The organism is Bordetella genomosp. 5 (assembly GCF_002261475.1).
Taxonomy (GTDB): Bacteria; Pseudomonadota; Gammaproteobacteria; order Burkholderiales; family Burkholderiaceae_B; genus Bordetella.
Genome location: NZ_NEVN01000002.1, coordinates 232,000 through 257,714, shown reverse-complemented (window position 1 = coordinate 257,714; position 25,715 = coordinate 232,000). Strand labels below are relative to the sequence as shown.

General features: G+C 68.0%; 24 protein-coding genes. 12 read left to right on the top strand and 12 right to left on the bottom strand.

The genetic code is table 11. The features are described 5' to 3' along the window. Window positions 1-38 precede the first annotated feature (38 nt). Both CEK29_RS04775 and CEK29_RS04770 read left to right on the top strand, forming a co-directional pair. Complete coding sequence (locus tag CEK29_RS04775) at window positions 39-1,094, top strand: siderophore ABC transporter substrate-binding protein (RefSeq protein WP_094857468.1); 1,056 nt, start codon at window positions 39-41, stop codon at window positions 1,092-1,094. A gap of 86 nt (window positions 1,095-1,180) precedes the next feature. Further along, complete coding sequence (locus CEK29_RS04770; protein ID WP_094857467.1) at window positions 1,181-3,421, top strand: TonB-dependent receptor; 2,241 nt, start codon at window positions 1,181-1,183, stop codon at window positions 3,419-3,421. A gap of 81 nt (window positions 3,422-3,502) precedes the next feature. Here CEK29_RS04770 and CEK29_RS04765 read toward each other — a convergent pair whose 3' ends face one another. The 3 genes from CEK29_RS04765 to mog form a co-directional block, all read right to left on the bottom strand. Next, window positions 3,503-4,372 carry a peptidoglycan DD-metalloendopeptidase family protein gene (locus tag CEK29_RS04765; protein WP_440588302.1) on the bottom strand — a complete coding sequence of 290 codons (870 nt, stop codon included), beginning with the start codon at window positions 4,370-4,372 and terminating at the stop codon, window positions 3,503-3,505. Then, window positions 4,372-4,713: a hypothetical protein gene (locus CEK29_RS04760; RefSeq protein WP_094857466.1), complete on the bottom strand. Its 342-nt coding sequence runs from the start codon at window positions 4,711-4,713 to the stop codon at window positions 4,372-4,374. Before CEK29_RS04760 ends, CEK29_RS04765 begins: the two co-directional genes overlap by 1 nt. Window positions 4,714-4,788: 75 nt before the next feature. Then, window positions 4,789-5,427 carry a molybdopterin adenylyltransferase gene (gene mog, locus CEK29_RS04755; protein ID WP_094857465.1) on the bottom strand — a complete coding sequence of 213 codons (639 nt, stop codon included), beginning with the start codon at window positions 5,425-5,427 and terminating at the stop codon, window positions 4,789-4,791. Window positions 5,428-5,648: 221 nt separating this feature from the next. Between mog and CEK29_RS04750 the strand changes: the two genes are divergently transcribed. Next, window positions 5,649-7,124, top strand: a complete 1,476-nt coding sequence (locus CEK29_RS04750; RefSeq protein ID WP_094803422.1) for an inorganic phosphate transporter — start codon at window positions 5,649-5,651, stop codon at window positions 7,122-7,124. Window positions 7,125-7,248: 124 nt separating this feature from the next. Continuing rightward, window positions 7,249-7,899 carry a DsbA family protein gene (locus tag CEK29_RS04745; protein WP_094803903.1) on the top strand — a complete coding sequence of 217 codons (651 nt, stop codon included), beginning with the start codon at window positions 7,249-7,251 and terminating at the stop codon, window positions 7,897-7,899. A 21-nt stretch (window positions 7,900-7,920) separates the two neighbouring features. On the opposite strand, the gene CEK29_RS04740 is transcribed toward CEK29_RS04745, so the two are convergent. From CEK29_RS04740 to CEK29_RS04720, 5 genes are all read right to left on the bottom strand, one after another. Next, window positions 7,921-8,637: an SDR family NAD(P)-dependent oxidoreductase gene (locus tag CEK29_RS04740; protein WP_094857464.1), complete on the bottom strand. Its 717-nt coding sequence runs from the start codon at window positions 8,635-8,637 to the stop codon at window positions 7,921-7,923. Between the two features lie 71 nt (window positions 8,638-8,708). After that, window positions 8,709-9,047 (bottom strand): AzlD domain-containing protein, encoded by a 339-nt coding sequence (locus CEK29_RS04735; RefSeq protein ID WP_094803426.1) that lies wholly within the window; start codon window positions 9,045-9,047, stop codon window positions 8,709-8,711. Further along, window positions 9,044-9,766 carry an AzlC family ABC transporter permease gene (locus CEK29_RS04730; protein WP_094803428.1) on the bottom strand — a complete coding sequence of 241 codons (723 nt, stop codon included), beginning with the start codon at window positions 9,764-9,766 and terminating at the stop codon, window positions 9,044-9,046. The genes CEK29_RS04735 and CEK29_RS04730 overlap by 4 nt, the downstream gene beginning before the upstream one ends. A 90-nt stretch (window positions 9,767-9,856) precedes the next feature. Continuing rightward, complete coding sequence (locus CEK29_RS04725) at window positions 9,857-10,171, bottom strand: chaperone modulator CbpM (protein WP_094803430.1); 315 nt, start codon at window positions 10,169-10,171, stop codon at window positions 9,857-9,859. Between the two features lie 2 nt (window positions 10,172-10,173). Then, complete coding sequence (locus CEK29_RS04720) at window positions 10,174-11,118, bottom strand: DnaJ C-terminal domain-containing protein (protein WP_094857463.1); 945 nt, start codon at window positions 11,116-11,118, stop codon at window positions 10,174-10,176. 153 nt (window positions 11,119-11,271) lie between these two features. Between CEK29_RS04720 and CEK29_RS04715 the strand changes: the two genes are divergently transcribed. The 8 genes from CEK29_RS04715 (at window position 11,272) to fabI (ending at window position 19,341) form a co-directional block, all read left to right on the top strand. Next, window positions 11,272-11,757 carry a GNAT family N-acetyltransferase gene (locus CEK29_RS04715; protein WP_094857462.1) on the top strand — a complete coding sequence of 162 codons (486 nt, stop codon included), beginning with the start codon at window positions 11,272-11,274 and terminating at the stop codon, window positions 11,755-11,757. Between the two features lie 19 nt (window positions 11,758-11,776). Further along, complete coding sequence (locus tag CEK29_RS04710) at window positions 11,777-12,340, top strand: DinB family protein (RefSeq protein ID WP_094857461.1); 564 nt, start codon at window positions 11,777-11,779, stop codon at window positions 12,338-12,340. A 10-nt stretch (window positions 12,341-12,350) separates the two neighbouring features. Then, window positions 12,351-12,680: a DHCW motif cupin fold protein gene (locus CEK29_RS04705; protein WP_094803438.1), complete on the top strand. Its 330-nt coding sequence runs from the start codon at window positions 12,351-12,353 to the stop codon at window positions 12,678-12,680. 148 nt (window positions 12,681-12,828) lie between these two features. Beyond that, window positions 12,829-13,464: a glutathione transferase gene (gene yfcF, locus CEK29_RS04700; protein ID WP_094857460.1), complete on the top strand. Its 636-nt coding sequence runs from the start codon at window positions 12,829-12,831 to the stop codon at window positions 13,462-13,464. 155 nt (window positions 13,465-13,619) lie between these two features. Continuing rightward, window positions 13,620-16,280, top strand: coding sequence for a DUF3141 domain-containing protein (locus CEK29_RS04695; protein WP_094857459.1), 2,661 nt, complete (start codon window positions 13,620-13,622; stop codon window positions 16,278-16,280). Window positions 16,281-16,308: 28 nt separating this feature from the next. Further along, window positions 16,309-17,283 (top strand): phosphate acetyltransferase, encoded by a 975-nt coding sequence (locus CEK29_RS04690; RefSeq protein ID WP_094803444.1) that lies wholly within the window; start codon window positions 16,309-16,311, stop codon window positions 17,281-17,283. Between the two features lie 10 nt (window positions 17,284-17,293). After that, window positions 17,294-18,568, top strand: a complete 1,275-nt coding sequence (locus tag CEK29_RS04685; protein ID WP_255176072.1) for an acetate/propionate family kinase — start codon at window positions 17,294-17,296, stop codon at window positions 18,566-18,568. Next, window positions 18,565-19,341 (top strand): enoyl-ACP reductase FabI, encoded by a 777-nt coding sequence (fabI, locus tag CEK29_RS04680; protein WP_094857458.1) that lies wholly within the window; start codon window positions 18,565-18,567, stop codon window positions 19,339-19,341. The genes CEK29_RS04685 and fabI overlap by 4 nt, the downstream gene beginning before the upstream one ends. A gap of 50 nt (window positions 19,342-19,391) precedes the next feature. Here the strand turns inward: fabI and CEK29_RS04675 are convergent, their stop codons facing one another. From CEK29_RS04675 to tkt, 4 genes are all read right to left on the bottom strand, one after another. Next, a complete protein-coding gene (locus CEK29_RS04675; protein ID WP_176456835.1) occupies window positions 19,392-21,113 on the bottom strand; it encodes a SulP family inorganic anion transporter in 1,722 nt (573 codons plus the stop codon). A gap of 134 nt (window positions 21,114-21,247) precedes the next feature. Further along, a complete protein-coding gene (locus CEK29_RS04670) occupies window positions 21,248-22,444 on the bottom strand; it encodes a phosphoglycerate kinase (RefSeq protein WP_094857457.1) in 1,197 nt (398 codons plus the stop codon). 194 nt (window positions 22,445-22,638) lie between these two features. Then, window positions 22,639-23,649, bottom strand: a complete 1,011-nt coding sequence (gap, locus tag CEK29_RS04665) for a type I glyceraldehyde-3-phosphate dehydrogenase (protein ID WP_094803450.1) — start codon at window positions 23,647-23,649, stop codon at window positions 22,639-22,641. A gap of 15 nt (window positions 23,650-23,664) precedes the next feature. Next, window positions 23,665-25,704 (bottom strand): transketolase, encoded by a 2,040-nt coding sequence (tkt, locus tag CEK29_RS04660; protein WP_094857456.1) that lies wholly within the window; start codon window positions 25,702-25,704, stop codon window positions 23,665-23,667. Between the last annotated feature and the right edge of the window lie 11 nt (window positions 25,705-25,715).

Sequence of the window (25,715 nt, the reverse complement as noted above, 5' to 3'; positions counted from 1 at the left end):
CACGCGCCCTGTGCAACCCTTTTCATCAGGAGAACGACATGATTCGCCCTCATCGGCCCGGACGCTGGACGCTACCTGTGCTGCTCGGCGCCGCACTCGCCCTGCAGGGCTGCGAGCGCGCGCCCGCCCCGCCCGCACAGCCGGCCACCACACAGGGCGCCACACCGAGCGCAACGCCGCAGAGCGCGGCGGCTAGCGCGGCGGCCAGCGCGGCGGCCGGCGCGGCGGCTAGCGGCGCGCCGATCACGGTGCGGCACGCACTCGGCACCACGGAGATCGCCACGCGGCCCCAACGCGTCGCGGCGCTCGATATGAACGAGGTCGATTTCCTGGATCAGCTGGGCGTACCGGTCGTCGGCATGCCGAAGGACTTCGTGCCCGATTTTCTCGCCAGGTACAAGGACGATCCCAAGGTGCTGGATCTGGGCGCGATCGTGCAGCCCAATCTGGAGCGTGTCCACGCGGCCAGGCCCGACCTGATCCTGATCACGTCGCTGCAGGCCAATCAATACAGGGCCTTGACCGAGATCGCGCCGACGCTTCATTTCGACGTGGACTACCGGGACAGCCAGTCCAATCACATCGAGCTGATCAAGCATCACCTGACGACGCTGGGCGACATCTTCGGCAAGCAGGAGGCCGCGCGTGAAAAGGTGGCCGAGATCGACGCGCAGGTTGCGGCGGCTCGCGACATCATCGCCGGCCGACCGGAAAAGGCGCTGGTCATCATTCACAACAACGGCGCCTTCAGCGCATTCGGCGAACACTCGCGCTACGGCTTCATCTTCGGCGCGCTGGGTGTAAAGCCCGCCAACCCGGGCGCGCAGAGCGGATTGCATGGACACCCGGTGTCCAGCGAGTTCATCCAGCAGACCAATCCCGACGTGATCTACCTCGTGGATCGCACGGCGGTCATGGAACGCCGGCCCGTGCTCACGGCCGAGTCCATCGGAAACCCACTGCTGCGCCAGACCAACGCCTGGAAGAACGGCCGCGTGGTGTTCGCCGACCCGTACGCCTGGTATGTGACGGCCGCCAGCCCGGCCTCGATCAAGCGCGTGATCGACGACGTGCTCAAAGGCTACGCACCCTGATGCGCGATCTATTTCGTTTTTCATCTGACTCAAGTACGAGCGCGCCGACCCAGCCGGGCCCAGGCGCACAAAGCCGAAGGAACCTCATGACTCACCGACACCCGCTGCGTGATCCTGCACGCGCACTCGCGCCCGCGCCCCTCACCACTGCCTCGCTGACGCGGCGCCCCCTGCCTGACGCCGTGCGCGCCGCGCTGGTCTACGGACTGAGCGCCGGCACGCTGTCTCTGCTCACGCCGGCGGCGCTGGCGCAGTCGACGGACAACGCGGCGCCTGCCGTGAGCACCCTGCCGGCGGTCACGGTGCAAGGGCAGACCGTGCTGCCCGACTACCCGGGCGGACAAGTGACCAGCGGCGGCCGCATGGGCTTTCTGGGGGAAAAGGATTTCATGGAAACGCCGTTTTCCACGATCACCTATACCGAGAAGTTCATGGAGGACCAGCAGGCCAAGGACATCAGCGAAGTGATCGCCAAGACGGACCCCAGCGTCTTCGTGAGCGGAATCCCCGGCGAAAGCAACGAGAGCTACTCCATCCGCGGTCTGCCCTCCAACGTGGGCGACGTGATGGTCAACGGCCTGGCCGGCATGGCGGCGTACTACCGCAACTCTCCCGAGATGTTCGAACGCGTGGAAGTGCTGAAGGGCCCGTCGGCCCTGCTCAACGGCATGCCGCCCAAAGGCTCGGCGGGCGGCGCCGTCAACCTGGTGACCAAGCGCGCGGGCGACGATCCGCTGATGCGGGTGACCGGTACCTATATGTCGAATTCGCAGTTCGGCGGACACCTGGACATGGGGCGCCGGTTCGGTGACAGCCAGCAGTTCGGCATCCGCTTCAATGGCGTATACCGCGACGGCGAAACGGCGGTGAAGTCGCAGGACAAGCGTGTTTCGCTGGCCTCGTTGGGCTTGGATTGGCGCGGCGAAAAGACGCGCCTCTCGGCCGACTTCTATCAGAGCAAGGACCACGCCAATGGGCTGACACGCGGTCTCACGCTCGCGCCGGGCCTGGCGGTGCCCAAGCCGCCGAAATCCGACGTGTCGTGGAATCCCCCCTGGGCCTTTTACGACTCGACGGACGAGGGCGCGATTCTGCGTGGCGAAGTCGATTTGAATGAGGACTTCATGGTCTATGCCACGGCGGGCATGAGCAAGACCGCGTTCGATTCAAACATGGGCGCGGGACAGGTCATCAACAGCGCCGGGGATTTCCGCATCAACTTCAGCGGCGTGGCCGACCGGACCGAACGCAAGTCCGCCGAGGCCGGGCTGAAAGGAAAACTGGAGACCGGCCCGATCAAGCATCAGTTCGCGGTCAATGCCACCTACTACAAGGAAGACTATCGACTGAATGGCTTTCGCAATCTGCTGGCCCGCGATTGGGTGACCAACATCTACAACCCGGTGTGGGGCCCCGCACCCCGGCTGCCCAGTGATATCCCGGCCATCAGCCGCACCGTCACCGAGCTGTCGAGCGTGGGCGTGGCCGACACGATGTCGTTCGCGCAGGATCGTATCCAGCTCACGCTCGGCGCCCGCCGCCAGCAGGTGACGAGCGACAGTTTCAATGGCGCGACCGGCGCGCGCATGGGCGAACGGTACAAGACCCATGCCACCACGCCCGCGGCCGCCGTGCTGTTCAAGGCGACCGAGCGCGTGTCGCTGTATGCCAATTACATCGAAGGTCTGAGCCAGGGCGCCATCGCCCCCAATACCGCCGCCAACGCCGGTGAGGTCTTTGCGCCGTACAAGACCAAACAAAAGGAAGTCGGGATCAAGCTCGATCTGGGCGAGTTCGCCCACACCCTGAGCGTCTACGAGATCAATCGCCCCAGCAGCTACACCGATCTGGTCACCAATGTGTATTCCTTCGGTGGCGAGCAGCGCAATCGCGGCGTGGAATGGGGCTTCTTCGGCACCCCGATGCAGGGCGTGCGATTGATGGGCGGCGTCGCATTCTCGGACCCCGAAGTGATCAAGGCGGCCAATCCCGGCAGCGAAGGCAAGCTGGCGACCGGCCTGCCCAAATGGCAAGCGAAGCTGGGCGTGGAATGGGACGTCCCGGCCGTGCGCGGCGTCACGCTCACCGCCAACGCGACGTCGGTGTCCAAGCAATATCTCGACGCGGCCAACGACGTTTCCATTCCGGGACGTACGGTGTTCGACGTGGGTGCGCGCTACGCCACCAAGGTCTACGGCCGCCCGCTGACCGTGCGCGCGGCGGTCACCAACGTCACCGACAAGGGATACTGGGCCAAGCCCCACTTCACCAGCCTGGGCATGGGCGCGCCGCGCACCTTCCTGCTGTCGGCTTCGATGGACTTCTGACCGGCTCAAGACCCGCGCGGCCCTCCTGTCGACCAATAAAAAACCATCCCTAGGGATGGTTTTTTATTGGTCGACACCGGATCAGGGCTTGAACGCCCCGATGAAAATCGCCGGGTCGACGCGCGCGTCGTTGAGGCTGACGTTCCAGTGCAGATGCGGCCCGGTGGCGCGGCCGGTGGCGCCCACCTTGCCCACGACGCCGCCACGCGCGACCTCGTCGCCCACCGCGACGTCGATCGCCGACAGGTGGCAGAACATGCTGATGAAGCCCTGTCCGTGGTCGACGAAAACCGTCTTGCCGTTGAAGAAGTAGTCGCCCACCAGCACCACGCGGCCCGCGGCCGGCGCGCGGATGGGCGTCCCGGTCGGCACCGCGAAGTCCAGGCCCGAGTGCGGGTTGCGCTCTTCGCCATTGAAGAAGCGGCGCAGCCCGAAGGGGCTGGACAGACGCCCCTGCACCGGCGCGTCGAGCACCACGTTGCTCGGGACCACGCCCGCGCGAAACGCGCGATAGGCTTCGGTCTGCTCGGCCAGCTCGCGCTCGATGCGGCGCAGATCGGCCGGATCGGGGTTCACCTGCCGCTTGTTCTTGAGCGTGATGTGCTGCGCGGTGTAGGTCTTGGCGCCCACCTGAAACGCCACGCGACGGGCCGCGCTGCCGCTACCCACCGTGAGATGTTCCGTGCCGGGCTTGACCGACAGCGGGATGCCCACGATGGCGAGCCAGGTGCCGCCCGCCTGCGGCAGCACCATCACGCGCTTGTTGAGATAGCGCGCTTCGGGCTCCTGCGCCGACGCCCCCAGACGCAGCACCGCCACGCCGCCGGGTACCGGGAAGTTGAGCTTGCGCGAGATGTAATCGGCGGCGTCACCCTGCGCGCGCGCCAGCAGCGGCATCGCGCCGGCGAGGCTCAGCGCCGCGACACCCGCCAGAAAAGCGCGTCGCTGCATCAGAGGCACAGATTGGCGGAGTCGGACAGCGTGACCGCGCGCGACGGACGGCGCGTGTTCAGTTTTGCGTCGGTCTTGCCGCGCCACGTGGTGGCGCTCAGCACGGCCTCGACGCCCAGCGTGCCCTCGACCACGACTTCACCGCCGTTCTTGATTTCATTCTGCTTGAAGTCCACGCCCTGCCCCTTCCAGGCGGATGCCACGCACGACAGATACTCCTGGGCGGGACGCGCGGTGGAGCCGTAGAACACGGGCTCGCTCTTGTTGACGTCCTGCACGCTCGCGCATGCGGAGAGCATCAGGACGGCGGCGGCGAGGGGCAATGCAGACAGAACCTTCATTTTGTTTTTCCGATGAATCAGCAGACGACGCGGCCAACTATACCGCACGCATTCGGGGCGCTCGGGCACCGGCAATCACACTTGCGGCGCCTGACGCAGCGCCGATTTGGGGCGAAACGCCTTCACGATCTCGGCACGCGTCTCGATGTACGGACCGCCGATGAGATCGATGCAATACGGCACGGCCGCGAAGATGCCGCTCGCCACGACGGCGCCGTCGTCACCGCGCAGGCCCTCGAGCGTTTCGCGGATGGCCTTGGGCTGTCCGGGCAGATTGAGAATGAGCGCGGCATGACCGTCGATCTCGCGCAGCACACCCACCTGGCGCGACAGGATCGCGGTGGGCACGAAGCGCAGGCTGATCTGACGCATCTGTTCGCCGAAGCCGGGCATTTCGCGCGTGGCCACCGCCAGCGTCGCCTCGGGCGTCACGTCGCGCCGCGCGGGGCCGGTGCCGCCCGTGGTCAGCACCAGATCGCAACGCTCCTGGTCCACCAGCTCGGTGAGGGCCGCCGAGATCTGCGCGGCGTCATCCGCCACCAGGCGTTCGACGGCGCGCCAGGGCGAGGACAGCGCCGTGCCTAGCCATTCGCGCAGCGAAGGCACGCCCTGGTCGGCGTAGACGCCCGTGGAGGCGCGGTCGGACACGGAGACCAGACCGACGATGAGTTCGTCGGGGTGGGCACGGACGGAGGAGGCTTGCGTCATGGACATATCCCGGTCGGAGGCGCCGGACGGCACATCGTCGTCCCGAACCGTCGCGCCACGTTTTTGTAACAAATTGCAGTCGCCCGGCGGCCGGATGTCCGGGCCGCGCAGGGAAACCCCGATCCTAACCCACCCGGCCACCCCGGCAGCGCCGATCCGGCCCGTGAGTCGCTTTAACAAGCATGCAATAATTTCGTCACATCACATCCCCTCCCCCCTCCATTCCCATGTTCGACATCTTCGCCGGGCTCGACCCCTGGGTCGGTCTGAGCCTCGTCCTGGCGCTCACCTTCGTTCTCGCATTCGAATTCATCAACGGTTTCCACGACACGGCCAACGCCGTGGCGACGGTGATCTACACCAAGGCCATGCCGGCCCACCTCGCGGTGGTGCTGTCGGGGATCTTCAATTTCCTGGGCGTGTTGCTGGGTGGCGTGGGCGTGGCCTATGCGATCGTGCATCTGTTGCCGGTCGAGCTGCTGATCAACGTGGACACCGGACGTGGCCTGGCCATGGTGTTCGCCATGTTGACCGCCGCGATCGCCTGGAACCTGGGCACCTGGTATTTCGGCATTCCCGCCTCGAGCTCGCACACGCTGATCGGATCGATCCTGGGCGTGGGCCTGGCCAATGCCCTGCTGACCGATCTGCCGATCGGCGCCGGCGTGAACTGGGGCAAGGCGATCGATATCGGCATGTCGCTGGTGGCATCACCGATCGCGGGGTTCGCCGTGGCGGGCGGCGTGCTGCTTCTGTTGAAACGATGGCTACCGCTCTCGAAGATGCACAAGACGCCCGACCAGCGCCGCGCGGTCGACAATAAAAAGCATCCGCCCTTCTGGAATCGCCTCGTGCTGGTGCTGTCGGCCATGGGCGTGTCGTTCGTGCACGGCTCCAACGATGGCCAGAAAGGCATCGGGCTGATCATGCTGGTCCTGATCGGCATCGTGCCCGCGCAGTTCGTGCTCGACGAGAACGCCACCACGTATCAGATCGACCGTACCCGCGATGCCGCCACGCACCTGTCGGCGTTCTACCACCGTAACGAGGCCACGCTGGGCGAATACCTGGCCCTGCCCGCCGCGGGCCGGCGCGCCGATCTGCCGAGCAACTTCAGCTGCGATCCCAAGTCGACGCTGGCCACGATCGACGCGCTGCAGCACGCCCTGACCGGCGTGTCGCACTACAAGGACATGCCGCCGGCCACGCGCGTGGACGTGCGCCGCTACCTGCTCTGCCTGGACGACACCGCCAAGAAGGTCGCGGCACTCGAAGGCCTGCCGGCGCGCGAGCGCGCGGACCTGCAGCGCCTGCGCGGCGACCTGACCGCCACCACCGAATACGCGCCGCTCTGGGTCATCATCGCGGTGGCCGTGGCGCTGGGCGTGGGCACGATGGTCGGCTGGCGCCGCGTCGTGCTGACGGTGGGCGAGAAGATCGGCAAACAGGGCATGACCTACGCGCAGGGCATGGCGGCGCAGGTGACCGCCGTGGGCGCGATCGGTCTGGCGAACGTGTTCAGCCTGCCGGTGTCGACCACGCACGTGCTGTCGTCCGGGGTGGCCGGCACCATGGTGGCCCACGGCAGCGGCCTGCAAGGCAGCACGGTGCGCAACATCCTGCTCGCCTGGATCCTGACGCTCCCCGCCTCGATGCTGCTGGCCGCCGGTCTGTACTGGATCGGCATCATGATCTCCGGCTGATCGCCGGAGCCGCCGGCGCCGGACCCGACGAGGGCCGCGCCGGCGCGATATGACCGTTTGGCGCAACACACTTGTCGGCGCCGGGCTCTAGGCCGGGGCCGCCGGCTGGCCTAAGATGCAGCCCATGAACGCCGCTCATCTTCCCGTCCTGCATTACATCCATGATCCCCTGTGCGGCTGGTGCTACGGCGCCGCGCCGCTGGTGCGCGCCGTGCGCGACCTGCCGGGGCTGCGCATCCTGACCCACGGCGGCGGCATGATGACGGGCGCGCGCCGTCAGCCCGTCACCGAGGCGCTGCGGCATTACGTGATGCAGCACGATCAGCGCATCGCCGCGATCACGGGCCAGCCCTTCGGCGAAGATTATTTCGAGGGACTGCTGCGCGACGCCGGCGCCGTGTTCGACTCGGCGCCGCCCAGTGCCGCCGTGCTTGCCGCGGCCTCGCAAGACGGCGACGGGCTGGACATGTTGGCGCGCATCCAGCACGCCCACTATATGGAAGGCCGGCGCGTGGCCGATCCGGTCGTGCTGCACGAGCTCGCCGACGAGCTCGGCCTGGACCTGGCCCGCTTCGAGCGCGACATGCAGATCTTGGCCGGCGCGCCGCTCGCGGGCCATTTCGATGACAGCCGCGCGCTGCTGCGCCAATTGGGCGCCAACGGCTTTCCGACCTTCGCGCTGCAAACGCAGGCGGGATGGCAGGTGCTGGACCCGGGCCGCTACCTGGGCCAGCCCGACGCCTGGCGCGAAGCGCTGGCGGCCGCGCTGCACTGAGCCCGGACGGGCCGCCGGGGCTCAGTACCGCTCGTCACGCAACGCCGGCATGACGAGTTCGCGCACGAACGACGCGGGCGAAAGCCGCATCAAGGTGCGCACCACGGCCACCACGTCGTGCACCGGCACAAGCTGGCCCTCCCCGCGCGCGGCGGCGTCCACCAGCGGCACCGACAGATCGTCGTCGGTGTTCAGATAACCCAGCTGCAGCGTCGTCACCGCGAGCCCGTCGCCGCGAAAGCCTTCGCGCAAGGCGTCCGCGATGCCATCCAGCGCGAACTTGCTCGCGCCGAAGGCCACCTCCGGACGGCCGCTGTGGCGCAGGCCGGAGGTCGAGCCGGTCAGGATCAGGCGCGGCTGCCCCGACGCGATCAGGCGCGGCACCAGGCGCTTGAGCAACAGCAAGGTGGCGCCGACGTTCACATTGATCAGGTCGAGCAGGGCCTCGTCGGCCTCATTCAGAAAGTCGTAGTCCGGGGTGAAAGCCGCGGCCTCCCAGATGCCCAGGTTGTGAATCAACACGTCGATCTGGGCCGGCGCCTCGGCGGCAATGCGTGTCGCGGCCTCCAGCGGACGGCTCAGGTCGGCCTCGATCCACTGCTGCGCGACGCCGGCGGGCAGCGACAGCGCGCCCGGGCGGCGGCGCGATACGCCGATGACGGTGTCCCCCGCGTCAGCCAGGCCTTCCGCGAACGCGCGGCCCAGCCCCTTGCTCGCGCCGATAATCATGATGTTCATGGCGTGCTATTCCCTCGATGCGATTGGTGCGATGTCGTGCCGGACCCGGCAGGCGTATGAAGCAACGGCCTTCACATGACGGCCAGCAGGCCGCCGTATCCGGCCAGACCGATGATCACCGCGAGGCCAGTGTTGCCGGTGATGCGCGCGGCGAGCGCGGTTACGATCAGTCCGCCCACGTAGGGCGCGACCTGGGCCACCTGTTGCTCGCCCCACAGATCGGGCACGATGACCGCCGCCGCGATCGCGGCCAGCAGCGCGGGGCCCAGCACGGCCAGGCGCGAGCCGTCCTGCGACAGGCGCTTGAGCAGCCAGTGACGCGACGACAGCATGAAGGGCAGCGCCCGGGTCATGAACGTGATCACGGCCATCGCCAGCACGGCGACCCAGAACTCCAGACCACTACTCATTGCACACCTCGCGCCGGGCGAAAACACAGGCAACCCGCCAGCGCGCCCGCCAGGATGGCGAGCGTGCCGTAGCCGGCGCCGGCGAGCACGGCGCCCACGCCCAAAGCCGCCCCCAGCGGCAGCCAGAGTTCGCGCCGCGCGCTCTGGCACACCAGCGCCACGAACAAGGCGGGCAAGGCGAAGCGCATCACTTGCGCCAGCATCGGAAACTGGCGCTCCAGCCCTTCTCCGGCATACACGCCCACGGCGGTACCGGCGATCCATGTCAGCCAGGCGGCCACGCCCAGACCCGCCATCCAGCGCGCACGCGCCCGCGTGTCGACCGCATCGAGCTTGTGCAGCGCGGTGGCGAAGACTTCGTCGGTCAGGAAAAAGGCGAGCCGCAGCCGGGTGGACAGCGCCGGCGGCAGCCAGCGCGACAGCAGCGGGCCATACAGCAGATGGCGCGCGTTGAGCAGCGAACACAGCGCCACCACCCAGGGCCAGGGGGTGCCGGCCTTGATCGACGCCAGCAGCAGAAACTGGCTTGCGCCGGCATACACCAATACCGAAATGAGCACGACCTGATAAGGCGCGAGCCCGGTGCCCACACCGGCGATGCCGAATGCGACCGCCACCGGGAAATAGCCGATCATCACCGGCACGCAGGCCTTGATGCCGGCGAGCACGGGCCGGCCGGCCGCCACGGGCAGCGGTGCGCCCGAAGAGTCTGAATTCATGAGACGTACAGCACAGGAGAACGAGGCCCCGATTCTATCGCCGCCCCGCGAAACGGGCGCCGCCGCGCCGCGATCCTGCCGGACGAACGTTCAGCCGGGATGTCCCAGGGCGCGCAACTGTGCCTTCAGGCGCCGCACTTCCTGGCTCAGATCGAGGATCAGCGCCGCGGCGTCCAGCCCGGCGCCCAGATCGCGCTCGAGGCGGCGGGCGTCGAGCGCGCGGCGCAGGTCCACGCTCTGAAAGCGCCACTCCGCCGGGCGATCGTGCGACACGCGCACGATCCCGACCTCGACCAGACGCGCCACCCACTCCACCTGGGCGTCACACGCGCGCGCCAGGTCTTCGGCGGTGAGGGGTTGTTCCTGGCACACGACGGTGGCATGCGCAACGAAGACTTTGCTCATGGTCATACTCCGAGGTTGCGGCGCGGATCAAACGCCAGGTCCTGGGCCATGCGGCGATACGCATCGCGAGCGGCGTCGGTGTCGGCCGGGGGCAGCACGACGTCGAGCACCAGGTAAAGATCGCCCGCGGGCTCGCCGGGGATGCCGCGGCCGCGCAAACGCAATTGACGTCCGTTTTTCGAGCCCGGCGGTATCGTCACCTCGACGGCGCCCTTGGGCGTGTTCACCTCGACCGACGCACCGAGCGCCGCTTCCCAGGGCGCGACGGGCAAGGTCATGTACAGGTCGCGGCCTTCGGCGCGGTAACGCGCATGCGGCTTGAAACGCACTTCGAGGTAGAGATCCCCGGCATCGCCGCCGCCATAACCCGGCATGCCCTGGCCGGCCAGCCGGATGAACTGCCCTTCGCGGACACCCGCGGGAATGGTGACCGACAGTGTGCGGGTGCGCATCTGCGGCTGGCCCTGCGCATCGGGCTGCACCGAGCGCAGGCTGATCTCGCGGGTCGCACCCTGCAAGGCGTCTTCGATGTCGACCTCGACCGCCGCGTGCTGGTCTTCGCCGCGCGCGCGGAAGTTCTGCCGGGCGGCGCGTTCGCGCGCCTGCCCGCCGAACAAGGACGAGAAGAAATCGCTGAAGCCCTGGTCGCCTGCGCCCTGACCGCCAGGGGCGTAATGGAACTCGAAACCCTGGTCCCAATCGGGCGGCGGCGCGAAGCCGCCATCCGGCGACACGCCGGCGGCGAGCTTGTCGTAGGCGCCGCGTTTTTCGGCGTCGCGCAGCACGTCGTAGGCTTCGTTGACGTCGCGCATGCGGCTTTCGGCGTCGGCCTCTTTGCTGACGTCGGGGTGGTACTTGCGTGCAAGTTTGCGATAGGCGTGACGAATCTCGTCATCGGAGGCGGAACTCTCCACGCCGAGAACTTTGTAGTAGTCCTTGAACTCCATCGTCCGGCTTCCTTGTGGGGGCTACCGGCGCACCTTTCCCGCCGGTCGGGATAGTCACAAGATAGGGGTTCCCGCCCGATTTTTCAACGCGTAGGGAAGCGCCACCGGGCGCGGCATAATGTCGGATTGCGCATCCACCGCCGAGAGTCTGCCTTGATCACCATCACCGAAGCCGATTTCCGCAATGCCGAGCACGGCGCCGCCATCGTGGAGCTGCTCAACGAATACGCCACCGATCCGATGGGCGGCGGCGAGCCGATCTCGGCGCACGTGCGCGCCAACCTGATCGGCGAACTCGCCCGCCGCCCGACCGCGCATGCGCTCGTCGCCTGGGACGCCGACGGTCAGCCGTGCGGTCTGGCGATCTGCTTCGAAGGCTTTTCCACGTTCGCCTGCCAGCCCCTGCTCAATCTGCACGACTTCATGGTGTCGGCACGCACGCGTGGCCAGGGCGTGGCTCAGAAGCTGCTGGCCGAACTCGAAGTGCTGGCCCGGCGTCTGGGCTGCTGCAAGATCACGCTCGAGGTCCTCGAAGGCAATGCGCCGGCCCAGGCGCTCTACCGCAAGGTGGGCTACGCCGGGTATGTGCTGGGCGACGGCGGCAGCGCGCAGTTCTGGCAGAAAAAGCTCACCGGCTGAGCGCCCCCCCTCGCCCGCCATGCCCTCTCCCGCCGATCTGGCCTTGCTGGCCGACTACAACCAGTGGATGAACCAGCAGCTTCTGGCCGCCTGTGCGCGTCTGCCCGAAGCCGAGCTGCACGCCGCGCGCGGGGCGTTTTTCGGCTCGCTGCTGGGCACGCTCAATCATTTGATCGTGGGCGACACGATGTGGCTCAAGCGCTTCGCCACCCATGCCGGCACGAGCCCGGCCGCGCACGCGGCGCTCGCCGAGGTTCGCGCCGCGCCCGACCCGGGCCCGCTCGACGGCCAGCCGCACGGCACGCTCGACGCCCTGCGCGACGCGCGCACGGGCCTGGACGCGGCCATCGTGCAATGGGTGGGCGCGCTCAGACAGGCCGACCTGGATCGCGCGCTCGACTACCGCAACAGCCGCGGCATCGCCTCGCGCCGGCCGCTGGGCGCGCTGCTGCTGCATTTTTTCAATCACCAGACCCATCATCGCGGCCAGGCCACCACCCTGCTCTCGCAGGCCGGCATCGATGTGGGGCTCACCGACCTGCTGGTGCGCATCCCAGACGCGCTGGCGCTCCCCTCTCATTGAAGGTATCCCCATGAAGATGCAGCAGATTCCGTTCGGCACCACCGATTGGTCCGAGGTCGAACCCACCGAGCACCCCGGCGAAACCGGCCATGCGATCTGGCGCACGCGCCAGTTCGGCGATATTCGCGTCCGCATGGTCGAATACACCCCCGGCTACCTCGCCGACCACTGGTGCACCAAGGGCCACATTCTGTTCTGCCTCGAGGGCGAGCTGCACACCGAACTCGAAGACGGCCGCCACTTCGTGCTCAAGCCCGGCATGAGCTATCAGGTGGCCGATCAGGCCGAGCCGCATCGCTCGTCCACGCCCATCGGCGCACGGCTTTTCATCGTCGACTGAGCCCGCAACGTCGCGCGCACGAGACAGGCGGGCCCATGCCCGCCTGTTTTTTGGGGGCAATTGAGGGCAAGCAAGCGGAAGGCACCACCGGCACGTCAGCCGGCCGCGGCAAGTGCGGTACGCTGTAGCTTCGTCCGGAGACCCTATCTTGGCCCCCTCACTCACGCTTTACGTCGACGCCGATTTCCTCAGCCCTTACGCCATGTCGGCGTTCGTGGCCCTGACCGAAAAAGGCCAGACTTTCGAGATCCGCCTCGTGGACCTCGCGGCGGGCGAGCAGCGCATGCAACCCTATCAGCATCGCGCGCCCACCTGTCGGATTCCCGCGCTGACGCACGATGGCTTTCATCTGAGCGAGTCGAGCGCGATCACCGAATACCTCGAAGAGCTTTACGCGCCGCCCGAGCACATCGCCCTGTACCCCGCCGACCGGCAGCAGCGCGCCCGCGCGCGCCAGCTGCAGGCGTGGCTGCGCAGCGATCTGGCGGCCCTGCGCGCCGAGCGTCCCACCGAACACGTGTTCCACGCGCCGCTCGGCACGGCGCTGACCGATCCGGCCCAGGCCGCGGCGAACAAGCTGGTGCGGGTGGCCGGGCTGCTGCTGGTGCCCGGGCAGACCGATCTGTTCGGCCAGTGGAGCATCGCCGACACCGAACTCGCGGTGATGCTCAAGCGCCTGGCCGGCGACGAGCTGCCCGACTGGCTGCGCGACTACGCCGATACCCAGTGGCAGCGCCCTTCGGTGCAGACCTGGCTCGAACACAACCGTAACGCCCGCGGCTGAGGCCGCGACGCCGGGCCCCGATCCGGCCCCACCTGTCATCTGCGTGATGTTGCACTGCAACATCATTTGCGGTGTAATGGTCTGACGATATCCGTGGCTGCCTACGGGCAGCCGGCCGGCGATTTCTCTCGCCGGCTTCGCAGTAGGAGACAGTCATGGCCAGCAACGGCACCCGCAAGACGTCCGAGTCCCCCACGCCCGCCGCCGCGGCAGCGCCCGCAGTCACTCCCGAGTTTCCGTTCAACTGGAACGCCTTTCCGCTGGCCGCCACGCCGGCCGGCGCCGCCGGCACCGATGCCTGGTCGTACCTGGTCGACGCCTGGCAGCGCGGGGTGCTCTACACCGACGTGCTGCGCCAGCGCGGCAATCAGTACCTGAGACACATGGCCAAGAAGGCGCCGAATGTGCTGTCGATGGAGTCCGAAGTGATTCTCGACGGCCGCGAGCTGGCCCGACCGGTCAATTACATGCTGCTGCGGATCATCCCGCCCGCCGACGCGCCGGTCGATCCCGAAAAGCGTCCCTTCCTGGTGGTGGACCCGCGCGCCGGACATGGTCCCGGCATCGGCGGCTTCAAGCCGGAAAGCGAAATCGGCGTCGCCGTGCGCGCCGGCCACCCCACCTACTTCGCTTCGTTCCTGCCGCAGCCCACGCCGACCCAGACCGTCGAAGACGTGATGCGCGCGGAAGCCCGCTTCCTGGAAGAAATCATCGCGCGCCATCCCGAGGCCGAAGGCAAGCCGGTGGTGGTGGGCAATTGCCAGGCAGGCTGGCAGATCATGATGACGGCCGCGATGCGGCCCGAGCTGTTCGGGCCGATCATCGTGGCGGGCGCCCCGCTGTCGTATTGGGCGGGCTGGCGCGGCATGAACCCGATGCGCTACTCGGGCGGCATGCTGGGCGGCAGCTGGCTCACCGAGCTCACGAGCGACGCCGGCAACGGCCGCTTCGATGGCGCCTGGCTGGTGCAGAACTTCGAAAACCTGAACCCGGCCAACACGCTCTGGAGCAAGCAGTACAACCTGTACGCCAAGGTCGACACCGAAGCCGAACGCTACCTCGAGTTCGAGAAGTGGTGGGGCGGCCATGTGTATCTGAACGGCCCCGAGATCCAGTACATCGTCGACAACCTGTTCGTCGGCAACCGCCTCGCCACGGCGGGCCTGGTCACCTCCGACGGCATTCGCATCGATCTGCGCAACATCCGCTCGCCCATCATCGTCTTCTGCTCCAAGGGCGACAACATCACCCCGCCGCCGCAGGCGCTGGGCTGGATCCCCGACCTGTACCAGGACGATGCCGAAGTGGTGGCGCACGGCCAGACCATCGTCTACGCCGTGCACGAGAGCATCGGCCACCTGGGCATCTTCGTGTCCGGCAGCGTCGCGCGCAAAGAACACCAGGAGTTCACCAGCAACATCGACCTGATCGATGTGCTGCCGCCCGGCATCTACCAGACCGAGATCGCCGACAAGACCCCCGAAACGGTCAACGCCGATCTGGCCTACGGCAATTACGTGCTGTCGTTCGCGAGCCGCAAGCTCGACGACGTGCGCGGCATCGTGCAGCGGATCGAGGAAGACGAGCGGCGTTTCGCCGCGGTCGCGCGCATCTCCGACATCAATCTGGGCCTGTATCGCAGCTTCCTCAAGCCGTGGATCCAGGCCAGCGTGACGCCCCACACGGCCGAATGGGCTCAACGCATGCATCCGCTGCGCCTGCCCTACGAGCTGCTCTCCGATCACAACCCGCTGATCGCCCCGTTCAAGCAGGTGGCCGAACAGGTGCGCGCCGACCGTCAGCCCGCGGCGCCCGACAACCCCTTCCTCATCATGCAGACCATGATGTCGCAGGCGATCGAGAGCAGCCTGGACATCTGGCGCGAGCTGCGTGATGACACGATCGAACGCGTGTTCATGAATGTGTACGGTTCGCCGCTGGTGCAAGACTGGGCGGGCCTGGGCGCGCGCCCGGGCGCGCCGCGCAAGCATCCCGGCGTGTCGCCCGAGCACCACGAGTTCATGGGCGATCGCGCTCACGAGCTGCGCGACAAGATTCTCGAGGGCGGCCTGCACGAGGCGGCGATGCGCATGCTGCTGTACGTGACCAGCGCCGAGGGCAGCATCGACGAGCGCAGCTTCTCGCTGATCCGCGAGATGCGCGCCAACGCCAGCAACGCACTCGCGCTGCAGACCTTCAAGGACATGGTGCGCGAGCAGGCGCTGATCCTGCGCCTGGACGGCGCCGCGGCCATTCGCGCGATTCCGCACCTGCTCGAAGACGTCGACGCCGACGCCATCGCCACCACGCTCGCCACGATGAAGCGCGTGCTCGAAGCCGCCGAGCCGTTGAGCGACCGTGCGCGCCAGAGCCTGGACGAAATGCAGCATCTGTTCGAGTCCTGCGCGCAGCGCGCGCGCCGCCGCCGCGGCAAGTCGGCCACCACGCGCCCGATCCTGGATGCACAGGCCGATGTCGAGGCCACAGCCGAGAAGATCGCCGGCCGTGCCGCGGGCCGCCGCCCGCTCGCGCGCCTGGCGCCCGATGGCGACGGCGCCCCGAAACCCGTCGGCCCGGCGCGCAAGAAGGTCGAGGCCGTGCCGGCGCCCGCGCAGGGCGAGGGCTCCGACCGCGCGGCGGTCAAGGCGCCCGCGAAGACAGCAAGAAAGGCGGCGACCAAGACAGCGGCAAAGACGGCGACCAAGGCGCCAGGCAAAACGGCGGCGCCGCGCAAGCGCGCGGCGGCCAGGGCGGACACCGGCGCGGCCACGACGGCATTGCCCAAGCGCAAGGCGGCTCGACAGAAAGCGCAGTAAAACGGAAGACCTTCCTACAGGACGCGCCATGACCGACACGTTTGCAACGACCCGCCCTGAATCGAATGTCCATGCCCACCCTTCGCCCTACGACCGGCTGATCGCCGCCGCCCAGGCGCTCCCGGTCTCCACCTGCGCCGTGGCGCACCCCTGCGACGAAACCTCGCTGGGCGCGGCGGTGGAGGCCCACCGCCTGGGCTTGCTCAAGCCGATCCTGGTCGGCCCGCAGCACAGAATCCGCGAGGTGGCCGAGCAATGCGGTTACGACCTCACCGCGCTACCGATCGTCGACGCGCCGCACAGTCACGCGGCCGCGGCGGCGGCCGTGGCGCAAGTCCGCAGCGGCGCGGCAAGCCTGCTCATGAAAGGCAGCCTGCACACCGACGAACTCATGCACGAGGTCGTGGCGCGCGACACGGGGCTGCGCACCGCCCGGCGCATCAGTCATGTGTTCATCATGGATGTGCCCACGTATCCCGAGCCGCTCTTCATCACCGACGCGGCGATCAATATCTTTCCCGACCTGGCCACCAAGGCCGACATCATCCGCAACGTGATCGAACTGCATCACGGCCTGGGCCTGGGCACGCCGCGCGTGGCCATTCTGTCCGCCGTCGAGCAGGTGATGCCGGCGATCCCCGGCACGCTCGAGGCCGCGGCGCTGTGCAAGATGGCCGATCGCGGCCAGATCACCGGCGGCGTGCTCGACGGCCCGCTGGCGCTGGACAACGCCATCAGCCCCGACGCCGCCCGCGTCAAGGGCATCGTCTCGCCGGTGGCCGGCCGGGCGCAGGTGCTGGTCGTGCCCGACCTGGAAGCGGGCAACATGCTCGCCAAGAACCTCACCTTTCTGGCGAATGCCGAGGCCGCGGGCGTCGTGCTGGGCGCCCGCGTTCCCATCGTGCTCACCAGCCGGGCCGACAGCGCACGCTCGCGCCTGGCTTCGTGCGCGGTGGCCGCCATCTACGCCAATCATCTGGCGCGCACCGCGCCGCTGATCTGAGGAGGCCGGCATGACCGACGGCATGCAGCACGACGCTGTCCAGCGCGGCGCTGTTCAGCGCGACGCTGTTCAGCGCGGCGCGATCCAGCGCGGCGCTATCCAGCGCGACTCCATTCTCGTGATCAACGCGGGGAGCTCGAGCATCAAGTTCTATCTGTACGACATCGGGCCGGGCGACGAACTCACGCCGCGTCTGGGCGGCCAGGTGGAAGGCATCGGCACCTCGCATCCGCGCCTGCGCGCGCGCGACGCCGAGGGCAAGATCATGGTCGAGCGCGGCATTGCGCCCAGCCATGCGGCAGACGTGCCGAATGCCCAGGAAGTCGTGGGCATGTGGCTGAGCGGCCACCTGACCGGGGTGCCCATCGCGGTAGGCCATCGCGTCGTGCATGGCGGGCCCGAGCTCTCCGCGCCGGTGCTGATCGATGATGATGTGCTGGCCCGACTCGAGTCGTTCACCTCGCTCGCGCCGCTGCATCAGCCCAACAACCTCGCCCCGATCAAGGTGATCCGCGAGCGCCGCCCCGGCATCGCGCAGGTCGCCTGCTTCGACACGGCCTTTCATCGCTCGCACGATGCGCTGGCCGATCATTACGCGCTGCCCGAGCGCTTCTACGAAGAGGGCGTGCGCCGCTACGGCTTTCACGGCCTGTCGTACGAGTATCTCGTGCAGCGGCTCGGCCAGACCTTGCCCGAGGTGCTGCCCGGCAAGATCGTGGCGGCGCATCTGGGCAACGGCGTCTCGGCCTGCGCCATCCATAACGGCCGAAGCGTCGACAGCACCATGGGATTCACGGCCCTCGAAGGGCTGCCGATGGGCACCCGTCCGGGCCGGCTCGACCCGGGCATCGTGCTGTGGATGATGGAACAGGGCATGAGTCACGACGAGATCGAGCACCTGCTCTATCACGATTGTGGCCTGAAGGGCCTGTCCGGCATGGGCAACGACGTCCGCGAACTGCTCGAGAGCGACAGCCCGCGTGCGCGGCTCGCGCTCGACTACTTCGCCTGGCGCGTGGCCGAGGGCATCGCCGGCCTGGGCTGCGCGATGAACGGCATCGACACGCTCGTGTTCACGGCCGGTATCGGCGAAAACGCCGCGCCCATCCGTGCCGCCATCTGCGAGCGCCTGGGCTGGCTCGGCATCGCCATCGATGCCGAACGCAACGCGCACCATGGGCCGCGCATCAGCACCGGCGACAGCCGCGTCGGCGTCTACGTGGTGCGCACCAACGAAGAGCTGGTGATCGCGCAGCACACGCTTGCGCTGGTGCGCGGCCGATGAGCGCGCCCTTCGCCCCGCTGGCCGGCCGCCGCGGCCTCATCACCGGCATCGCCAACGATCAGTCCATCGCGTGGGGCTGCGCGCGCGCCTTCCGCGCGCTCGGTGCCGACCTCGCCCTCACCTATCTGAACGATCGGGCCCGTCCTCATGTGGAGCCCCTCGCGGCCCAGGTCGACGCGCAGCTGCTGCTGCCGCTCGACCTGCTGGTACCTGGCCAGCTGGAGGCCGTATTCGAGCGCATCCAGACCGAATGGGGCAGCCTGGATTTCGTGATGCATTCGATCGCTTACGCGCCGCGCGACGATCTGCATGGCCGCGTCACCGACTGTTCGCGTGACGGCTTCCTGCTCGCGATGGATGTGTCGTGCTGGTCGTTCATCCGCATGGCCAAGCTGGCCGAGCCGCTGATGCCGCGCGGCGGCACGCTGTTCTGCATGACGTATTACGGCTCGCAGATGGTCGTGGAAAACTACAACATGATGGGGCCGGTGAAAGCCGCGCTCGAATCGGCCACGCGCTATCTGGCCGCGGAGCTGGGCCCGCAGGGCATCCGCGTGCACGCGATCTCGCCCGGCCCCCTCAAGACGCGCGCGGCCAGCGGCATCGCGGGTTTCGATGACCTGCTCGAGCAGGCCCAGACCAAGGCCCCCACGCGCAGCCTCGTCACCATCGAGGACGTGGGCGAAGCCACCGCGTGGCTGGCCACCGATGGCGCGCGCCGCATCACGGGCCAGACGCTCTACATCGACGGCGGCTACTCGATCATCGATTGAGCATCACGGCCGCCCGCAGGCGTCGGCCGGGCCTCGGCGTGCATCCTGCCTCAGGGGGCATTCAAATCCGGCACGATGGCGCCATTGCGCGGCGCGCCGAAACGCCCGGCCTCGATCGCATCGACGGCCTGCTCGGGCGTCACGAAGATGCGGTCGCGCCCGATCGCGTCGGCCAGGCCGGAACGATCCAGCGCCATGCGGAACGCGCCGTGGCCGCCCGCCAGCAGCAGCATCATGCCGCGCGCCTCGACCTCCTGCTTGAGCCGGGTCAGGGCTTCCACCGCATCGGCGTCGGCGTGGGTCATGGCCTCGGCATCGAGCACGAACCACTGCGCGCCCGCCGCCAGCGCCAGCACCTCGCGCGCGCGGCGCCGGAAGGCATCGGCGTTGAAGAACCAGATCGATGACTCGAACAGCCACACCACCGTATGCGCGACCGGCGTGGCGGTCGGGTTGAGGTGCAGCTTGCATAACGCGGTGTCGCCCGGCAGCCGGCCGAGCAAGGCATCGCGCGGCGTGGCGGTGACATACATCACATACATCAGCGTGGCCGTCACGGCCACCACCACGCCGGTCAGCACGCCATAGGCCACCACGCCCACGGTCGCAAGGACCGCGAAGGCCAGCTCGGTGCGGGAGATGCGCGCCAAGGTGGCGAACGCGCGCCAATCGAACAGGTGCAGGGCCGCGAGCAACAGGATGGCGGCCAGCGCGGGCTGCGGCAGCCAATAGAGCACGCCCGTGGCCAGCGACACGACCAGGGCCAGCGCCAGCGCCGCCACGACGCTGGTCACGGGCGAGCTGGCGCCCGCGGCCAGACCCACCGCCGTGCGCGAGTCGGCGCCGGTGACGACGAAACCCTGAAACAGACCCGAGGCGATGTTGGCTGCGCCGAATCCGAGCAGCTCGCGATTGGGTTCGACGTTTTCGCCGGTGCGTGCCGCGAAGCTGCGCGCGGTCACGATGCCGCTCGAAAAGCTGACCAGCAGCACACCGGCCGCCCCCATCAACAGCGCATCGACGTCGTGCACCCGCTCGGGCAATGCCAGACCGGGCAGGCCCGCGGGGATGTCGCCCACCACCGCGATGCCCAGCCCCGGAAAATGAAACAGCCACGACAGCAGGCACGCCAGCGCCACCAGCAGGATCGGCGCCGGCCAGGTCGGGCGCCACCGGCGCAGGACCACCAGGAACGCGCAGCAGGCCAGGCCGAAGATGAACGTGGGCCAATGCGCCTGCGTGATGAGACGGGAGACCTCGGCGAACGGACGCAGCAGATCGTGCGGACGCGAGCCCGCCCCCGTGATGGAACCCAACTGCGAGCCCGCCAGCGTGATCGCCACGCCCGCCATGTACCCCACCAGCACGGGCCGCGACAGCAGATTGGCGAGCGCGCCCAGCCGGAATACGCGTGCGGCGAGGCAACCCAGCCCCACGACCAGCGCCATGCCCGCGGCCGCGCCCAGCCGCTCTTCGGGGCTCACCAGCGCCATGCCGGTGAGCGTGGCCGCGATCAGCGTGCAGGTGGCGGTGTCGGGGCCGACAATCAACGTGCGCGACGCGCCGAAGAACGCGTAGCCCAGCATGCCGGCGATCGCGGCCCACAGGCCGGAGGCGGGCGGCAGCCCCATCATGGAGGCGTAGGCCAGCCCCACCGGCAGCGCCACGGCGGCCACGGACAAGCCGGCCAGCGCATCGCCACGCGCCTGTGCGCGGGTGATGCCGCGCCATTTGTCCAGACTGGGAAGAAAGCGCCACCTCGGTGCCAGCATCGTATCGAGTCCATCAATGAAAACCGTCGGGCCCGTGCCAGGAATGCGTCCTTCCGGATGCACCCTTGCACGGGCCCGACGATAGTACCGCTGAGCACAGGGCGGGGGCATGACAGAACGCCCCCTTTCCCGTCTTACTTGTCGGCGCGCTCCTGCAGCACGGCCACGGCAGGCAGCGACTTGCCTTCGAGGAACTCGAGGAACGCGCCACCACCGGTCGAGATATAGCCGACCTGCTCGCCGATGTTGTACTTGGCAATGGCTGCCAGCGTGTCGCCGCCGCCGGCGATCGAGAATCCGGGCGACGCGGCGATGGCCTCGGCCACGACCTTCGTGCCGTTGGCGAACTGGTCGAACTCGAACACGCCGACCGGGCCGTTCCAGACGATGGTGCCGGCCTTTTCGAGGATCTCGGCCAGCGTCTGGGCGGTCTGCGGACCGATGTCCAGGATCAGGTCGTCGTCGGCCACGTCGGCGGCCGCCTTGACGGTGGCGGCGGCATCGGCGCCGAACGCCTTGGCCACGACCACGTCGGTGGGGATCGGCACGGCGGCGCCGCGCTTCTGCATGATGTCGATCACCGCGCGGGCCTGGTCGACCTGATCGGGCTCGGCGAGCGACTTGCCGATGGGCAGGCCGGCGGCCAGCATGAAGGTGTTGGCGATACCGCCGCCTACCACCAGTTGGTCGACCTTGTCGGCCAGGGCCTGCAGGATCGAGAGCTTGGTCGAGACCTTGGAGCCACCGACGATGGCGACCAGCGGACGCTTGGGCTCGTGCAGCGCACGGCCCAGCGCGTCGAGCTCGGCCTCGAGCAGCGGACCCGCGCAGGCCACCGGCGCGAAGCGCGCGATGCCGTGCGTGGTGGCTTCGGCGCGGTGCGCGGCGCCGAACGCATCGTTCACATACACGTCGCACAGCGCGGCCATCTTGCGCGCCAGCGCCTCGTCGTCCTTCTTTTCGCCCACGTTGACGCGGCAGTTCTCGAGCAGCACCACGCGGCCCGGCTCGACCTTCACGCCGTCGACCCAGTCCTGCTTGAGCGGCACCGGCATGCCGAGCAGCTCTGACAGGCGCTGGCCCACGCGCGCGAGCGAATCCTCTTCGGTCAGCACGCCCTCTTTCGGACGGCCGAGGTGCGACGTGACCATGACGGCGGCACCGGCGTCCAGCGCCAGGCGGATGCCGGGCACCGAGGCGCGGATGCGGGTGTCTTCGCTGATGCGGCCGGCATCATCGAACGGCACGTTGAGGTCGGCGCGGATGAACACGCGTTTGCCGGAGAGTTCGCCGGCACGGGCCAGCGCGGAGAGCGTTTTGACTTGGGACATGAGTGTCGATTCCTTTCGCGAGCGGCGTAGCCGGCATGCCGCGGATGAGCCGGGCATGCGACGCCCTCGGGGCGCTTCTGATGCAAAAAAAGCCAGACTTCGTCGTTGTGCAAGGGCGTGCGCCCCACAACGCGCCGTCTGGCCCGTTTTGAGGCGCCGCCACGCGGGCGGCGCCTGGGTGGTACTGCCTGGGATTACTTGGCCGACATCAGCGCGACGGTGGTGTCGAGCATGCGGTTGGAGAAGCCCCACTCGTTGTCGTACCAGGACGAAACCTTGACCAGCTTGCCCGACACCTTGGTCAGCGTCGCGTCGAACGTGCTGGAGGCCGGGTTGTGGTTGAAGTCGACGGACACCAGCGGATCGGTGTTGTAGTCGAGGATGCCCTTGAGCTCGCCGTCGGCGGCAGCCTTCAGGATGCCGTTGACTTCTTCGACCGTGGTCTCGCGCTTGGCCGTGAAGGTCAGGTCGACGAGCGACACGTTGATCGTCGGAACGCGGATGGCGAAGCCGTCGAGCTTGCCGTTGAGTTCGGGCAGCACCAGGCCGACCGCGGCGGCGGCGCCGGTCTTGGTCGGGATCATGCTCATCGTGGCCGAACGCGCACGGCGCAGGTCTTCGTGGTAGACGTCGGTCAGGACCTGGTCATTGGTGTAAGCGTGGACCGTGGTCATCAGGCCGGTCTCGACGCCCAGCTTGTCGTTCAGCGGCTTGACCAGCGGGGCCAGGCAGTTGGTCGTGCACGACGCGTTCGAGATGACGGTGTCGGTCGACTTCAGGACGTTGTGGTTCACGCCGAACACGACGGTGGCGTCCACATCCTTGCCGCCGGGGGCCGAGATGATGACTTTCTTGGCGCCGCCCTTCAGGTGAGCCGAGGCCTTTTCCTTCGAGGTGAAGAAGCCCGTGCATTCCAGCACCACGTCGACCTTGAGCTCGCCCCACGGCAGTTCGGCCGGGTTGCGGTTGGCCAGCACGCGGATCTTGTCGCCATTGACGACCATGTGTTCGCCATCGACCTCGACGGTGCCCGGGAACTTGCCGTGCGCGGTATCGAAGCGCGTCAGGTGCGCATTGGTCTTGGGATCACCCAGATCGTTGATCGCAACGATCTCGATGTCGTGCTTCTTGCCGTTTTCGTAGTGGGCACGCAGGATGTTGCGGCCGATGCGGCCGTAGCCGTTGATGGCGACGCGAATGGTCATGACTAGAGCTCCTTTTTACAAAACCTGCTTGACGGTCTCGGCCACCTTGTCGGCGGTCAGCCCGAAGAACTTGAACAGTGCACCGGCCGGGGCCGATTCGCCGTAGCGGTCGATACCGACCACGGCGCCCTCGAGGCCCACGTATTTGTGCCAGAACGCGGTCACGCCGGCTTCGACGGCAACGCGCGGCAGACCTGCCGGCAGCACGCTGCGCTTGTAGTCGGCGTCCTGGGCGTCGAAGGCGTCGGTCGAGGGCATGGAGACCACGCGCACCGCGATGCCTTCCTTGGCCAGCGCTTCCTGAGCGGCCAGGGCGATCGCGACTTCGGACCCGGTGGCGATGATAACGGCGCGGGCGCCCTCGGCGTCCCGCAAGACGTAACCACCGCGGACAATCGCTTTCAGCGCGGCGTCATCGCGCTGCACGTAGGGCAGGTTCTGGCGCGACAGCAGCAGCGCGGTCGGGCCACCGTCGTGCACGTCCATGCCGATCGAGGTCGGACGGCTCACGGCGTAGTTCCAGGCCACCGCGGTTTCGACCGTATCGCACGGACGCCACAGCGACAGGTTGGGGATCAGACGCAGGCTGCTCGCGTGTTCGATCGATTGGTGGGTCGGGCCATCTTCGCCCAGGCCGATCGAATCGTGCGTGAACACGTGCACGACACGCTGCTTCATCAGCGCGGCCATGCGGATCGCGTTGCGCGAGTAGTCGGAGAACGTCAGGAAGGTGCCGCCGAACGGCAGGTAGCCACCGTGCAGCGCAATGCCGTTCATCACGGCGGCCATGCCGAACTCGCGCACGCCGTAGTTGATGTGACGGCCGAACTGGATGTGGCCTTCGGCGCCGGCGCGCACGGCGGCCACGCCCTTCCAGTCGGTGAAGTTGGAACCGGTCAGGTCGGCCGAGCCGCCCAGCAGTTCGGGCAGCAGACCGGCCAGCTCGGTGATGGCGAATTGCGAGGCCTTGCGGGTCGCGACCGTCTCGCCCTTTTCGTTGGTGGCAGCGATGTAGCGCTCGAACGCCTGCGCGTAGCTGGCGGGCAGCTCGCCCTTCATGCGACGCGTGAACTCGGCGGCTTCGGCGGGGAATTGCTTGGCGTAGGAGTCGAACACCTGTTGCCATTCGGCCTGGGCGGCGGCGCCCGGCTTGCGGCCATCCCAACCGGCATAGATGTCGGCGGGAATCTCGAACGGCGCGGCGTCCCAGCCCAGCGCGGTGCGGGTGGCGGCGATTTCGTCGTTGCCCAGCGGCGCGCCGTGGACGTTGTGGGTGCCGGCCATGGTGGGCGCACCCTTGCCGATCACGGTACGGCAGATGATTAGCGTGGGCTTGTCGGACTGCGCGCGCGCGGCCTTGATCGCGGCGTCGATGGCGGCGACATCGTGGCCATCGATGGCGCGCACGACGTTCCAGCCGTAGCCTTCGAAGCGGGTCGCGGTGTCGTCGCCGAACCAGTGTTCGACATGACCGTCGATCGAGATGCCGTTGTCGTCATACAGCGCGATCAGCTTGTTCAGCTTGAGCGTGCCGGCCAGCGAGCAGGCTTCGTGCGAAATGCCTTCCATCAGGCAGCCATCGCCGAGGAACACATAGGTGTGGTGATCGACCAGGGCGTGGCCCGGGCGATTGAATTCGGCGGCCAGCAGCGCTTCTGCGAGCGCCATGCCCACGGCATTGGCGATGCCCTGGCCCAGCGGGCCGGTGGTGGTCTCGACGCCCGGGGTGATACCCACTTCGGGGTGACCCGGCGTGCGCGAATGCAGCTGGCGGAAGTTTTCGAGCTCCTGCATGGGCAGGTCGTAGCCCGTCAGGTGCAGCAACGCATAGATCAGCATCGAGCCGTGGCCGTTGGACAGCACGAAGCGGTCGCGGTTGGCCCAGGCCGGATCGGCCGGGTTGTGGCGCAGATTGTTGACCCACAGCGCTTGCGCGATTTCGGCCATTCCCATGGGCGCCCCGGGGTGGCCGGAGTTCGCTTTCTGCACGGCGTCCATCGCGAGTACGCGGATGGCATCCGCCAGGGCAAGTTTAGGGGCGGTCGGATTGCTCATTGGGAAGGCTC

Coding starts and splice junctions, on each gene's coding strand:
- CEK29_RS04775 (WP_094857468.1), top strand. CDS start 39: ATGATTCGCCCTCATCGGCCCGGACGCTGGACGCTACCTGTGCTGCTC.
- CEK29_RS04770 (WP_094857467.1), top strand. CDS start 1,181: ATGACTCACCGACACCCGCTGCGTGATCCTGCACGCGCACTCGCGCCC.
- CEK29_RS04765 (WP_440588302.1), bottom strand. CDS start 4,372: ATGCAGCGACGCGCTTTTCTGGCGGGTGTCGCGGCGCTGAGCCTCGCC.
- CEK29_RS04760 (WP_094857466.1), bottom strand. CDS start 4,713: ATGAAGGTTCTGTCTGCATTGCCCCTCGCCGCCGCCGTCCTGATGCTC.
- mog (WP_094857465.1), bottom strand. CDS start 5,427: ATGTCCATGACGCAAGCCTCCTCCGTCCGTGCCCACCCCGACGAACTC.
- CEK29_RS04750 (WP_094803422.1), top strand. CDS start 5,649: ATGTTCGACATCTTCGCCGGGCTCGACCCCTGGGTCGGTCTGAGCCTC.
- CEK29_RS04745 (WP_094803903.1), top strand. CDS start 7,249: ATGAACGCCGCTCATCTTCCCGTCCTGCATTACATCCATGATCCCCTG.
- CEK29_RS04740 (WP_094857464.1), bottom strand. CDS start 8,637: ATGAACATCATGATTATCGGCGCGAGCAAGGGGCTGGGCCGCGCGTTC.
- CEK29_RS04735 (WP_094803426.1), bottom strand. CDS start 9,047: ATGAGTAGTGGTCTGGAGTTCTGGGTCGCCGTGCTGGCGATGGCCGTG.
- CEK29_RS04730 (WP_094803428.1), bottom strand. CDS start 9,766: ATGAATTCAGACTCTTCGGGCGCACCGCTGCCCGTGGCGGCCGGCCGG.
- CEK29_RS04725 (WP_094803430.1), bottom strand. CDS start 10,171: ATGAGCAAAGTCTTCGTTGCGCATGCCACCGTCGTGTGCCAGGAACAA.
- CEK29_RS04720 (WP_094857463.1), bottom strand. CDS start 11,118: ATGGAGTTCAAGGACTACTACAAAGTTCTCGGCGTGGAGAGTTCCGCC.
- CEK29_RS04710 (WP_094857461.1), top strand. CDS start 11,777: ATGCCCTCTCCCGCCGATCTGGCCTTGCTGGCCGACTACAACCAGTGG.
- CEK29_RS04705 (WP_094803438.1), top strand. CDS start 12,351: ATGAAGATGCAGCAGATTCCGTTCGGCACCACCGATTGGTCCGAGGTC.
- CEK29_RS04695 (WP_094857459.1), top strand. CDS start 13,620: ATGGCCAGCAACGGCACCCGCAAGACGTCCGAGTCCCCCACGCCCGCC.
- CEK29_RS04690 (WP_094803444.1), top strand. CDS start 16,309: ATGACCGACACGTTTGCAACGACCCGCCCTGAATCGAATGTCCATGCC.
- CEK29_RS04685 (WP_255176072.1), top strand. CDS start 17,294: ATGACCGACGGCATGCAGCACGACGCTGTCCAGCGCGGCGCTGTTCAG.
- fabI (WP_094857458.1), top strand. CDS start 18,565: ATGAGCGCGCCCTTCGCCCCGCTGGCCGGCCGCCGCGGCCTCATCACC.
- CEK29_RS04675 (WP_176456835.1), bottom strand. CDS start 21,113: ATGCTGGCACCGAGGTGGCGCTTTCTTCCCAGTCTGGACAAATGGCGC.
- CEK29_RS04670 (WP_094857457.1), bottom strand. CDS start 22,444: ATGTCCCAAGTCAAAACGCTCTCCGCGCTGGCCCGTGCCGGCGAACTC.
- gap (WP_094803450.1), bottom strand. CDS start 23,649: ATGACCATTCGCGTCGCCATCAACGGCTACGGCCGCATCGGCCGCAAC.
- tkt (WP_094857456.1), bottom strand. CDS start 25,704: ATGAGCAATCCGACCGCCCCTAAACTTGCCCTGGCGGATGCCATCCGC.